The organism is Methylosinus sporium, from assembly GCF_003113265.1.
Taxonomy (GTDB): Bacteria; Pseudomonadota; Alphaproteobacteria; order Rhizobiales; family Beijerinckiaceae; genus Methylosinus; species Methylosinus sporium.
In genome coordinates this window covers 177702-188029 of the sequence record NZ_PUIV01000005.1, presented here as the reverse complement: position 1 = coordinate 188029, position 10328 = coordinate 177702, and the positions used below count along the sequence as shown (strand labels likewise).

The following is a 10328-nucleotide window of genomic DNA, read 5'->3' as shown; positions in this document are numbered from 1 at the left end:
CGTCAAGTCGGGCGCGACCGCCCCGCCCCAGCTCGCGCCCGACTTGACGCGAAGACGTGTTGCGCGTAGCGCAGGCTCCGAAAATCCATGCCCCGGGGAGGCAGCACGAAAATGCCCGTTCAAAAGCCCGGCGTGAAGCCGGCCGATCCACGTTTTTCTTCAGGTCCCTGCTCCAAGCGTCCCGGCTGGACGCTGGACGCGCTCGCGGGCGCGGCCCTCGGCCGCTCGCATCGCTCCCCGGCCGGCAAGGCGAAGCTGAAGGAAGCCATCGATCTGACGCGTGAGGTGCTTCGCGTGCCGGCGAGCCATCGCATCGCCATCGTCCCCGCCTCCGACACCGGCGCCGTCGAAATGGCGCTGTGGTCGCTGATCGGCGCGCGCGGCGTCGATGTCGCCGCCTGGGAGAGCTTCAGCGCCGATTGGGTCACCGACATCATCGAGCAGTTGAAGCCGGGCGCCGCCCGCAGCTTCGTCGCCCCCTTCGGCGAATTGCCCGACCTCTCGAAGATAGACTTCGACAATGATTTCGTCTTCGCCTGGAACGGCACCACCGCCGGCGTGCGCGTGCCGAACGCGGATTTCATCCCCGCCGACCGCAAGGGGCTGACCATCTGCGACGCCACCTCGGCCGCTTTCGCGCAGCCGCTCGATTTCGACAAGCTCGATGTCGTCACCTACTCCTGGCAGAAGGTGATGGGCGGCGAGGCGGCGCATGGAATGCTGATTCTCTCGCCGCGCGCCGTCGAGCGGCTCGAGAGCTACACGCCCGCCTGGCCGCTGCCGAAGATTTTCCGCCTCACCAAAAACGGCAAGCTGATCGAAAGCATTTTCGAGGGCGACACGATCAACACGCCCTCCATGCTCTGCGTCGAGGATTATCTCGACACGCTGAAATGGGCCAAATCGATCGGCGGTCTCGACGCGCTCTTCGCGCGCGCCAACGCCAACGCCAAAGTGGTGCATGACTGGGTCGAGAAAACGCCCTGGTTCACCCATCTCGCCCAGGATCCGGCGACGCGCTCCAACACCGGCGTCTGCCTCGTCTTCGCCGATCCCGCCGTCGCCGCCCTGCCGCGCGCCGAGCAATCGGCGCTCGCCGCGCGCATCGTCGGCCTCATCGAAAAAGAAGGCGCGGGCTTCGACTTCGGCGCCTATCGCGACGCTCCGCCCGGCCTGCGCATCTGGTGCGGCGCCACGGTGGAGGCCAGCGACGTCGCGGCGCTGACGCAATGGATCGACTGGGCCTATGCCGAGGCGGCGGCGCAGGCGGCCAAAGCGGCTTGAGTCGCGCGCCGCTCGTCACGATCTAGGGAAAGGGACGGCCGCCGCGCCAGCGCGGCGCCGCAGGGGGCGAAATCTCGGGCTCGGCCCGAGGGAGGCCTTCATGCCAATACGCGTGCTCGTTTCCGACGCGCTTTCGCCCACCGCGCTGGAGCTGTTCCGCTCGCGCGAGATAGAGTCCGATTATCGGCCGGAGCTCGGCAAGGAGCCGAGCGCGCTCGCCGCCGCCATCGGCGCCTATGACGGCCTCGCCATTCGCTCGACCACGCAAGTCGACAAGACGCTGCTCGCGCGTGCCGAGCGGCTGAAGGTCGTCGGCCGCGCGGGCGTCGGCGTCGACAATGTCGATGTGGCCGCAGCGACGGCTCGCGGCGTCATCGTGATGAACACGCCCTTCGGCAATTCGATCACCACCGCCGAGCATACGATGGCGCTGATGCTTTCGCTGGCGCGGCAAATTCCCGCCGCCGACGCCTCCACACGCGCCGGCAAATGGGAGAAGAGCAAATTCATGGGCGTCGAGCTCGCCGGCAAGACGCTCGGAATCATCGGCTGCGGCAATGTCGGCGCCAATGTCGCGACTCGCGCGCTCGGCTTTTCGATGCGCGTCATCGCCTATGATCCCTTCCTCACCGAGGAGCGCGCCATAAGGCTCGGCGTCGAGCCGGTCGATCTCGAACAGCTGCTGGCGCGCGCCGATTTCGTCACTCTGCACACGCCGCTCACCGCCAAGACGCGGCATCTGCTGAACGCGCAATCGCTGAGCAGGACGAAGCGCGGCGTGCGCCTCGTCAATTGCGCGCGCGGCGGCCTTCTCGACGAGGCGGCGCTCGTCGCGGCGCTGGATGAAGGCCATGTGGCCGGCGCCGCGCTCGATGTGTTCGAGACCGAGCCGGCGCGCGAAAATCCGCTGTTCTCGCGCCCCAATGTCGTCTGCACGCCGCATCTCGGCGCTTCGACGATAGAAGCGCAGGAGAAGGTCGCCGTGCAAATCGCCGAGCAGATGTCGGATTTTTTGACACGCGGCGCGATTGTCAACGCCGTCAACTTTCCCTCGATCGGCGCCGAGGAAGCGCCGCGGCTCGCGCCCTTCGTCGATCTTTCCGAAAAGCTCGGCTCCTTCCTCGGCCAGGCGACGGAAGCGCCGATCGAGCGCATCTCCGTCGTCTACGAAGGCGCGGCGACGCAGCGCAATATCGCGGCGATGACGGCGGCCGCCATCGCCGGCGTGCTGCGTCCGGCGCTGGCCGAGGTCAATCTCGTCTCGGCGCTCGCCATCGCCAAGGAGCGCGGGATCGCGATCGACGAAGCGACGCGCTCCGGCGAGAGCGATTATGATTCTCTCGTCGCCGTCTCGGTAATAACGCGCGCGGGGGAGAGAAGGATCGCCGGCTCTGTGTTCCACGATGAAAGGCCGCGCATCGTCGCGGTGGAGGGCGTGCGCGTGGAAGCGGAATTCGCCGAACGGATGATCTTCGTCTCCACCGCCGACAGGCCCGGCTTCATCGGACGTTTCGCAGGGCTGCTCGGGGCGGCGGGCGTGAACATCGCCACTTGCGCTCTGGGACGCGATCGGCCGGGCGGCTCGGCCGTGGCCCTCGTCGCGATCGACGAGCCTGCGCCACGCGAGACGATGCGGGAGATCGCCGCGCTTCCCGGCGTGCGCTTCGCCACGACTATGAGATTTTAACGGAAAGAGCGGCGCTTTTCACAAGGCGGAACGCCTCGGCTGCAGACGGGGAGCGTTTACCCGGCGCCTCCTCGTCCGCCTCACTCCGCCTCGATGTCGCGACATCGAGGCGGAGGAGGCGGATCGAGTGACGACTTTTCAAAAGTCCACGATCGACGCCGAGCCGCGAGCTTCACGAGAAGGGAGTGAAGCCACAGCCGAAAGGCGAAGGATCGTCTCTATTACTGAATCATCTTCACGGTGCGGCCGACGCCCGGATCGGAGCCGTTGCCGGTGCCATTGGTGCCGGCCGGCGAAATCCAGTCCGGAACCTTCGTCAGAGCGATAATGACGAACGCCGTGATGCCGACGATCCAAAGCACGGTTTTGCCGATATCCGCGCTGCTGTGAGTGCCGATAGACATGTGACGATCCTCCGAATGTTGGTGCTTATTTTGTTTTTTTTGCACTTGATGCGGCGCATCGGCGCAAGCCTACACCATCTCGTTTCCAGTTTCAATGCGGCATGTAGGCGCGCGACAAAATTAGTCAGTTTCAATGCGCAACGGAAGCATGGACGCAAAAAGGCGACCCCGAGGCCCGACGGCTCCAGGATCGCCTCATGTCGCATTATGCGAGAAGGAAGGCGCCTCAGTCCCGGCGCGTCAGGTAATATTCGAGCATGGCCACGGCCGCTTTGCGGTCCCCCTCGCTCGCCCGCGCCAGCGCGCGCGAATGCAGCTCGACGATCCATTGATCGGTCGGGCGATCGCCGGCGGCCTCGCGCGCCAGCGTGAGATACATCAGCCCGCGGGCGCGCTGCGGCGGACCGCCGGCCTCGCCGTTGAACATAAGATGGCCGAGCAGCGCCTGCGACGGCGCATGGCCCTTGCGCGCGGCGAGATCGAGCCAATTGGCGGCCTGGCGCGCATCCTTGGAGACGCCATTGCCGTCGAGATACATGCGCGCGAGGTTATATTGAGCGTCGGCGTTTCCGAAATAGGTCGCGGCGTAACGGAAGAGATCGAAGGCGCGGCCGGCGTCCGGCTCGATCTTCGCGGCGGCGATGCCCTCGAGATAATAGACGCCGACGGCCACAAAGGCGCCGGCCGCCATCAACCGCTCGCGCGGGCTCGGCTCGTCATCGGCGAAATGATCGACGAGCTTGGAGAAATAGGCATAGGCCTTGGCGTCGTCGCGGGTGACGCCGTCCCCCTCCGCATACATGCGGCCGAGCTTCCACTGAGCGAGCGATTCCCCGCCATCGGCGGCGTAGCGCAGCGCCTCCACCGACTTTTTGGCGTTGCCGGCATGATAGCTCTCGAGACCGGCGCGCAGAGCCGCTCGCGGATCCTTGAAGATGGTGAGCGGCTGTGTGGCGGCGGCGAGGGAGCGCGGCTCCTTCCCGTCGAAGGCGAGGGCCCGCTCCGCGGAAACAGCCCCGACCGTCGCGCAGCCGAGCGCGAGATAGAGCGTCCCGAGACGCCCGCGCGGCCCTACCGTCGACGCAATCGCCTGGAGAAACACGATCATCGAGGATCTGACTTTCTCAACGCCGCTGGCGTTCGAAAAAACGCCGCGCACCACCACCGCCATGCGTCACTGTCGAAAGTTCGACGACAGTCGTTCAAAAACGAGAAGAACGTTCTCCCGCGCGACGAGCCGGCGCGGGAGGCGTCCCCATGTCCTCGATGACCTTGTGACCAGCCGAGATTAGCGCAGCGTTTATGGCTGAAAAGGGGCATGTGGCGCTTTGCGCGCTCTGCGGAAAACTATCTCGACGACTGTTGCAACAAGGTCACAAGTTTTCGCGTTTCGCCACATGCGGGACGCCTCCACGACGCATCCGGCTACGCATTGCGACATAGAAACGACCCAGTCCACATTGCGCCTGCGCGGCCGCCGGCGCCGATCGCTGGCGCTCGCGGCGGGAGGGGCCTATATCGTTCGAGGAAGGTCCGCCTCGGAGGAAGGCGAGCGAAGCCGAAGGTCGCCCGATGCACGCCGTCTCGCCCGATTTTTCCGCCACGCTCATTTCGGCGCGCGGCGATATGCGCGGTTCGGTGCGCGTCCCGCGCGAGACCGTCGGCTTTCGCCGCCTGTTCATCTTCCTCGGCCCGGGCTATCTCGTCGCCACCGGCTATATGGACCCCGGCAATTGGGCGACCGCCCTCGCCGGCGGCTCCAAATTCGGCACGGCTCTGCTCTTCGTCGCCGTCCTGTCCAGCCTGATGGCGATCGTGCTGCAATCGCTGACGGCGCGGCTCGGCCTCGCCACAGGGCTCGATCTCGCCAGCGCCTGCCGCCGCCGTTTTCCGCGCACGGCCTCGGTGGGGCTCTGGCTCCTGGCCGAGGCGGGCATATTGGCGACCGATCTCGCCGAAGTCATCGGCACGGCGATCGGCCTGCAATTGCTGTTCGGCCTGCCGCTCGCTTTCGGCGTCGTCGTCACTCTGCTCGATACTTTCCTCGTGCTCGCCTTCGAGCGCCTCGGCTTTCGCAAGATCGAGCTTTTCGTCGTCGCCATGCTGGGGATCATCGCGCTCGCCTTCGGCGGCCAGCTGCTGCTGGCGCGGCCCGATCTCGGCGCGGTCGCCGCCGGCCTGGTCCCCACCCGGGCGCTGATCGAAAATCCCGAGATGCTCTATATCGGCCTCGGCATTCTCGGCGCGACCGTGATGCCGCACAATCTCTTCCTGCACTCTTATATCGTGCAGACGCGCGACGTCGGCTCCGGCCCGGCCGACCGCCGCGAGGCGATCGACTTCGCCATTTTCGACAGCTCGCTGGCGCTGCTCTTCGCGCTCGTCATCAATGGCTCGATTCTGGTGCTTGCGGCGTCGGTGTTCCACGCCTCCGGCCATACTGAGGTCGCCGAGCTCGGCCAGGCCTATACGCTGATCGCCCCGCTGCTCGGCGCGCCGATCGCCGCCAAGCTCTTCGCCATCGCGCTCATCGCCTGCGGCCTCAACTCCACGGTGACTGCGACACTCGCCGGGCAGATCGTGATGGAGGGCTTCCTCGAGCTGCGCATGAGGCCGGCGCTGCGGCGCCTGATCACGCGGCTCATCGCCATCGTCCCGGCCGTCGCCGTCACGCTGATCGCCGGGGAAGAGGCGACCGCCCATCTGCTGGTGCTGAGCCAGGTGGTGCTGAGCTTCACTCTGCCTTTCGCCGTCGTGCCCCTGGTCTGGTTCACCGCCTCGCGCAAATTCATGGGCGAACTCACGGCGCCGCGGGCGACCACCGCCGTCGCGGCCGTCATCGCGCTGGCCATTATCGCGCTCAACGGCAAGCTCATCCTCGACGCGATCCTCGGCTGATCTTAACCCTCCCTTGACCATGTGGTCCGGCAAGGCGGCGTTTACCATGCGCGCGCCGGAACAATCCCTTTGCGCGCGACGTTCTTTCCCAGCCGAGGCGGCGCCGAGAGCCTCCTCGATCAAAGCAAGGAAAGAACGGCATGATTCGACATATGGTTTATGCAACGGCTCTGATCGGCGCGCTGATGCTGCCCGGCGCGGCCTCCGCCCGCGGCCACCATCATCACGGCCATCACCATCACGGCCACCACCACCACCACCACCGCCACCATCATCATCATCACGGCCGCCATCATCATCACGGCCATCACGGCCATCACGCCGGGCGCCACGCCGGATGGGGCGGCGGTTATGGCGGGGGGTATTATGGACGGTCCTATTATGCGGGACCACGCTATTACGCGGGGCCGCGCGTCGCCCCCAACGCCTGCTGGCGCTGGTGGAACGGCCGCCGTCACTGGGTCTGCTGATCGCGGCTCGTCGATCGGCTCCCGGCGAGGCCTCGGCCGGCCGGGACGCCGCTCTCAGAACTCGACGCCCTTCTGCGCCTTCACCCCGGCCTGGAAATGATGCTTCACCAGCGTCATCTCGGTGACGAGATCGGCGATGGCGATCAGTTCGGGCTTGGCGTTTCGGCCGGTGACGACGACATGCAGATCGCCGCGCCGGGCCGTTAGCGCCTCGACCACCTCCGCCAGCGGCAGATGCTCATAGCGCAGCGCGATCGACAATTCGTCGAGCACCAGCAGTCTTATCGACGCATCGGCCATCATCTCCTTCGCGGCGTCCCAGGCGCGGCGGGCCGCAGCCTCGTCGCGGACGCGGTCCTGCGTCTCCCAGGTGAAGCCCTCGCCGAGCGTGCGCCAGCAGAGCAGCTCCTCCTCTGTGCCGAGCTTCTCGAGGATTCGCCGCTCGCCGGTGTCCCAGGCGCCCTTGCCGAATTGCACGACGCCCACCTTCAGCCCATGCCCCATCGCCCGCAGCGCGAGGCCGAAGGCCGCAGTCGACTTGCCCTTGCCGGGACCGGTGTGGACCATCAGCAGGCCCTTCTCGGCGATGCTCTTGCCGGCGACCTCGGCGTCCTGCACAGCCTTGCGCTTCTCCATCTTCTCGCGATGGCGGCGGGCGGCGTCTTCTTCGAGCGGCTCGTTGCTGTCGGTCATGATTTTAATAAAGCGCAGGGTTAGGCATCTGTCGAGATTGCCGTCAGCAACGACAGAAGCGCCGGGATTTCCTCCGTCGCTGTCTTCCATAAGATATTGCAGTCGACGTCATAATACGCGTGAATCAAACGATTGCGCATCGACGTGATCTCGCGCCAGGGCACCGAGGGCGCGGCGACGCGAGTCTCGATACTTACTTTGGAAGCCGCCTCGCCCATGATTTCGATTGCGCGAGCCAGCGCGAAGGTGAGCATTCGATCCCTATCGAGATCGCTGCGCACGCGTCCCGCGATGAAACGGCCGGCGTCTTCCGCAGCCTCGATCATGTGGCGAATGCGTATCGCATCGTCAGGGCGGCATACTGAATCTCGGCCTCGCGTACGACTTCCTCTCGGAAATATCGGCTGAGATCCCCAGCCGTTCGCAGGTCGATGGTCCGTCCGCCGAGCAGCTCGGACAGTTCCGTCTCGATGCGGGCCATTCCGAGCAGCCCCGGCTCGCGATCCGGCTCGAACTCGACCAAGAGATCGATATCACTATCCGGCCGCGCCGAGCCCGAGAGCTCGGAGCCGAACAAGGAGAGCCTGCGGATATGATGCCGACGGCAGACGGCGGCCAACGCCTCCGAGTCGGGGAAGACCAGGGTGGACATTCGTCAACTCCTCGCAGCCGACATGACTCGGCTCAATTCCGACGTCCTAGCCGTTTGACGGCGCCCGAGCGCCAGATTATGACTGTTCGCGACGGTCCTCCGCAAGGAGGCGAAGAGGGAATGCGGTATGGGGCTCGCCCCTGATCCGCGGCTGCCCCCGCAACTGTGAGCGGCGAGCGCGAGCCCGTGAGGCCACTGGGTGAAAGCCCGGGAAGGCGGCGAGCGCAGCGACCCGCGAGCCAGGAGACCTGCCGTCCAGCGAAACCACGAATGCCGCCGGTGGGGCGGCGAGGAGCAGAACATGACCACGAAGACCCTTTCCGCCGCCGCGATTCTCTCCGCCAGCCGCCTCGAGATCCTGCGCGCCGCGCTGGTCGTCTTCACGCTCGGCGCCGGCCTCGTCTATCTCGCCGGCTTCTCCTATGCGAGCGTCGCGCATAACGCCGCGCATGATTCGCGCCATTCGCTCGGCTTCCCCTGCCACTGACGCAGCGGTGATCCAGCGACTCCTCGCGGTCGGCCTATTGGCCGGCCTTCTCGCGGGGCTCGCGGTCGCGGCCCTGCAGAATGTCACCACGACTCCGCTGATCCTCGCCGCCGAGGTCTATGAGACCGCGGCCGAGCAGGCTCATGCGGGAGGCGAGGCGCATCAGCACGAGCACGCCGCCGAGCCCGCTTGGGAGCCCGCGCCGGGCCTCCAGCGCACCGCCGCGACCAGCGTCGCGACGAGCGTCACCGCGGTCGGCTACGCTTTCGTGCTGCTCGCGCTGATGCTGCTCTCCGGCGAGACGATCGAACCCAAGCGCGCCGCGCTCTGGGGCGCCTGCGCCTTCGCCTCCACCGGCCTCGCCACCAGTCTCGGCCTCGCGCCGGAACTGCCGGGCAGCGCCGCGGGCGATCTCGCCGCGCGCCAGCTCTGGTGGATCGGCACGGCGGCCGCGACCGGCGCCGGGCTCTTCGCCGTGCTGCGCGTCGAGCGTCCGCTCGTCAAAGCGCTCGGCGCCGCGCTGATTCTCGCGCCGCATCTCATCGGCGCGCCGCAGCCGCCCGCGCCCGAGAGCACCGCGCCGGCCGAACTGGCCGCGCGTTTCGCCGCCGCTTCTCTCGCCATTCACGCGATCACCTGGATTCTGGTCGGCGCGGCGGTCGGCTTCGTCTGGCGGCATCTCTCGACAAAGACCAGCGCGGAGGCCGCGGCGTGAGCACATTCGCCAAAATCCCCGCGACCATCGTCACCGGATTTCTCGGCGCCGGCAAGACGACGCTGATTCGCCACATCCTCGAGACGGCGCGTGGCCGCCGCCTCGCACTCGTCATCAACGAGTTCGGCGATGTCGGCGTCGACGGCGATATTCTTCGCGCCTGCGGCGTGGAGAATTGCCCGGAGGAAAACATCGTCGAACTGGCCAATGGGTGCCTCTGCTGCACGGTGGCCGACGATTTCGCGCCGGCGATCGAGGCGCTGCTCGCGCATCCGAACCGGCCGGAGCACATCATCATCGAGACCTCCGGCCTCGCTCTGCCCAAGCCTCTGGTCAAAGCCTTCGAATGGCCGACGATCCGCCCGCATCTCACCGTTGACGGCGTCATCGCCGTGGTGGACGGCCCGGCGGTGGCGGCGGGCCGCTTCGCCGACGATCTCGACGCCATCGCGAAAGAGCGCGCCGAAACCCTCGCGATCGACCACGACAATCCGCTGGAAGAAGTTTTCGAGGATCAACTGCTCTGCGCCGATCTCATCGTGCTCAACAAGACCGATTTGCTGAGTGCGGAAGAGGAAGCGCAAGTCACGGAGCAAATCCGCGCCACTGCGCCACGCGCGGTAAAGCTGCTGTACGCCAGCGAGGGCAGGCTCGACCCCGCCATTCTGCTCGGTCTCGGCGCCGCGGCGGAAGACGATCTCGCCAATCGCCCCTCTCACCATGATACGGAAGAGGACCACGATCACGACGATTTCGAGAGCTTCATCGTCGAGATCGCCGCCGCGCGCGACCCGACCGAGCTGATCGAGCGCTTGGCGCGCGTCGCCGAGGCGCATGATGTTTTGCGCATGAAAGGCTTCGTCGAGATCGCCGGCAAGCCGATGCGCCTATTGGTGCAGGGCGTCGGCGCGCGCTTTCGTCATCAGTTCGACCGCCCCTGGCGCGCCGATGAGAATCGCGCCAGCCGTCTCGTCGTCATCGGCGAGAAGGGTCTCGATCGCGCGGGCGTGACGGCCATGCTGACGAGCTGAGGACGCG

The 10328-nt window shown here is 66.5% G+C and carries 12 protein-coding genes and 1 riboswitch; of the genes, 7 read left to right on the top strand and 5 right to left on the bottom strand.

The annotated features are described in order from the left end of the window. Nucleotides 1-111: 111 nt before the first annotated feature. Both C5689_RS05965 and serA read left to right on the top strand, forming a co-directional pair. Nucleotides 112-1284 (top strand): phosphoserine transaminase, encoded by a 1173-nt coding sequence (locus tag C5689_RS05965; protein WP_108916346.1) that lies wholly within the window; start codon nt 112-114, stop codon nt 1282-1284. Nucleotides 1285-1384: 100 nt separating this feature from the next. Further along, complete coding sequence (gene serA, locus C5689_RS05960) at nt 1385-2971, top strand: phosphoglycerate dehydrogenase (protein WP_108916345.1); 1587 nt, start codon at nt 1385-1387, stop codon at nt 2969-2971. 221 nt (nt 2972-3192) lie between these two features. Here the strand turns inward: serA and C5689_RS05955 are convergent, their stop codons facing one another. Then, nucleotides 3193-3375, bottom strand: a complete 183-nt coding sequence (locus C5689_RS05955; protein ID WP_108916344.1) for a hypothetical protein — start codon at nt 3373-3375, stop codon at nt 3193-3195. Nucleotides 3376-3601: 226 nt separating this feature from the next. Further along, the gene (locus tag C5689_RS05950) at nt 3602-4483 is read right to left on the bottom strand and encodes a tetratricopeptide repeat protein (RefSeq protein ID WP_108916363.1); all 882 of its coding nucleotides are present in this window, start codon (nt 4481-4483) and stop codon (nt 3602-3604) included. 464 nt (nt 4484-4947) lie between these two features. Here C5689_RS05950 and C5689_RS05945 point away from each other — a divergent pair, with 464 nt between their 5' ends. Both C5689_RS05945 and C5689_RS18455 read left to right on the top strand, forming a co-directional pair. Continuing rightward, on the top strand, nt 4948-6273 hold the full coding sequence (locus tag C5689_RS05945; protein WP_108916343.1) for an Nramp family divalent metal transporter: 1326 nt from the start codon (nt 4948-4950) through the stop codon (nt 6271-6273). 140 nt (nt 6274-6413) lie between these two features. Then, a complete protein-coding gene (locus C5689_RS18455; protein WP_206605356.1) occupies nt 6414-6743 on the top strand; it encodes a hypothetical protein in 330 nt (109 codons plus the stop codon). 54 nt (nt 6744-6797) lie between these two features. Here the strand turns inward: C5689_RS18455 and cobO are convergent, their stop codons facing one another. Genes cobO through C5689_RS05925 form a run of 3 tightly spaced genes read right to left on the bottom strand, consistent with a single transcriptional unit; the run spans nt 6798 to nt 8088 of the window. Then, nucleotides 6798-7436 carry a cob(I)yrinic acid a,c-diamide adenosyltransferase gene (gene cobO / locus C5689_RS05935; protein ID WP_108916342.1) on the bottom strand — a complete coding sequence of 213 codons (639 nt, stop codon included), beginning with the start codon at nt 7434-7436 and terminating at the stop codon, nt 6798-6800. A 20-nt stretch (nt 7437-7456) separates the two neighbouring features. Continuing rightward, nucleotides 7457-7762 (bottom strand): HepT-like ribonuclease domain-containing protein, encoded by a 306-nt coding sequence (locus C5689_RS05930; RefSeq protein ID WP_108916341.1) that lies wholly within the window; start codon nt 7760-7762, stop codon nt 7457-7459. Then, nucleotides 7759-8088: a nucleotidyltransferase family protein gene (locus C5689_RS05925; RefSeq protein WP_108916340.1), complete on the bottom strand. Its 330-nt coding sequence runs from the start codon at nt 8086-8088 to the stop codon at nt 7759-7761. The genes C5689_RS05930 and C5689_RS05925 overlap by 4 nt, the downstream gene beginning before the upstream one ends. Nucleotides 8089-8165: 77 nt before the next feature. Further along, nucleotides 8166-8358, top strand: a riboswitch (cobalamin riboswitch). Nucleotides 8359-8389: 31 nt separating this feature from the next. On the opposite strand from C5689_RS05925, the gene C5689_RS05920 reads away from it, so the two are divergent. From C5689_RS05920 to cobW, 3 genes are read left to right on the top strand one after another with little or no spacing between them, the layout of a single operon-like run. Continuing rightward, nucleotides 8390-8575, top strand: coding sequence for a CbtB domain-containing protein (locus tag C5689_RS05920; RefSeq protein WP_108916362.1), 186 nt, complete (start codon nt 8390-8392; stop codon nt 8573-8575). 7 nt (nt 8576-8582) lie between these two features. After that, a complete protein-coding gene (locus C5689_RS05915) occupies nt 8583-9290 on the top strand; it encodes a CbtA family protein (protein ID WP_108916339.1) in 708 nt (235 codons plus the stop codon). Beyond that, a complete protein-coding gene (gene cobW / locus C5689_RS05910; RefSeq protein WP_108916338.1) occupies nt 9287-10321 on the top strand; it encodes a cobalamin biosynthesis protein CobW in 1035 nt (344 codons plus the stop codon). The genes C5689_RS05915 and cobW overlap by 4 nt, the downstream gene beginning before the upstream one ends. The last annotated feature ends 7 nt before the right edge of the window (nt 10322-10328 follow it).

What these genes read in the sequence shown, in the direction of transcription:
- C5689_RS05950 (WP_108916363.1), bottom strand. Translation starts at nt 4,483, where the DNA reads ATGATCGTGTTTCTCCAGGCGATTGCGTCGACGGTAGGGCCGCGCGGG.
- C5689_RS05955 (WP_108916344.1), bottom strand. Translation starts at nt 3,375, where the DNA reads ATGTCTATCGGCACTCACAGCAGCGCGGATATCGGCAAAACCGTGCTT.
- C5689_RS05920 (WP_108916362.1), top strand. Translation starts at nt 8,390, where the DNA reads ATGACCACGAAGACCCTTTCCGCCGCCGCGATTCTCTCCGCCAGCCGC.
- cobO (WP_108916342.1), bottom strand. Translation starts at nt 7,436, where the DNA reads ATGACCGACAGCAACGAGCCGCTCGAAGAAGACGCCGCCCGCCGCCAT.
- C5689_RS05945 (WP_108916343.1), top strand. Translation starts at nt 4,948, where the DNA reads ATGCACGCCGTCTCGCCCGATTTTTCCGCCACGCTCATTTCGGCGCGC.
- C5689_RS05925 (WP_108916340.1), bottom strand. Translation starts at nt 8,088, where the DNA reads ATGTCCACCCTGGTCTTCCCCGACTCGGAGGCGTTGGCCGCCGTCTGC.
- C5689_RS18455 (WP_206605356.1), top strand. Translation starts at nt 6,414, where the DNA reads ATGATTCGACATATGGTTTATGCAACGGCTCTGATCGGCGCGCTGATG.
- C5689_RS05965 (WP_108916346.1), top strand. Translation starts at nt 112, where the DNA reads ATGCCCGTTCAAAAGCCCGGCGTGAAGCCGGCCGATCCACGTTTTTCT.
- serA (WP_108916345.1), top strand. Translation starts at nt 1,385, where the DNA reads ATGCCAATACGCGTGCTCGTTTCCGACGCGCTTTCGCCCACCGCGCTG.
- C5689_RS05930 (WP_108916341.1), bottom strand. Translation starts at nt 7,762, where the DNA reads ATGATCGAGGCTGCGGAAGACGCCGGCCGTTTCATCGCGGGACGCGTG.